Here is a 255-nt window from a genome sequence, read left to right on the forward strand (position 1 = left end):
AGCCAGATCGCTGCATTGAAAGAACGAATTCAGGCCGACGGGGCGCAGATTGTGGAGGACATGTGCTTCGTCGATGCCGGGGTGAGCGGTGCAACGCTGGTCAGGCCGCAATTGGAGAGCCTGCGCGCCGCCGCCGCGCTCGGGACGGTCGATCGGCTGTACATCCTCGCGCCAGACCGCCTGGCGCGCAAATATGCGCACCAAGCCCTGCTGATGGAGGAATTCTCCTCGTGCGGCGTACAGGTCGTGTTTCTC

General features: G+C 63.5%; 1 protein-coding gene. It reads left to right on the plus strand.

Translation table 11 applies throughout. The annotated features are described in order from the left end of the window. Window positions 1-255, plus strand: a 255-nt coding sequence (locus AB4Y42_RS44655) for a recombinase family protein (protein WP_368697948.1), incomplete at both ends; no start/stop codon positions are given.

The organism is Paraburkholderia sp. EG286B, from assembly GCF_040965655.1.
Classification (GTDB): Bacteria; Pseudomonadota; Gammaproteobacteria; order Burkholderiales; family Burkholderiaceae; genus Paraburkholderia.